Below are 226 nucleotides of genomic sequence, written 5' to 3'. Positions count from 1 at the left end.
ACAAGCACAGTGGAGCCTAATTTATTAGTTTTCATACCGCCCACATTGGCATCAAACTTAAGACCCATAGCCGTTTGAGTCGCTATAGCATCTTTCACTTGATCTTCTGTGGCAGCACGACCGGATACAATTTTATCCGGATTCCAAGTCTTATTGTCTAAACCCGTTACATAATTACCGGTTTCATTTTCTCTGCCTGCATTAGTCACTGTTTGGCCGCCCATAA

General features: G+C 42.9%; 1 protein-coding gene. It reads right to left on the bottom strand.

Going from position 1 to position 226, the window contains the following annotated elements; all coding sequences use genetic code 11:
* A partial coding sequence (locus HMPREF1865_RS09600) for a hypothetical protein (protein WP_196484512.1) occupies positions 1-226 on the bottom strand: 226 nt, incomplete at both ends.

The organism is Veillonella parvula (assembly GCF_001553335.1).
Taxonomy (GTDB): Bacteria; Bacillota; Negativicutes; order Veillonellales; family Veillonellaceae; genus Veillonella; species Veillonella parvula_S.
Note: the sequence above shows the minus strand (reverse complement) of the source record. Positions and strands in the feature narration are given on the sequence as shown.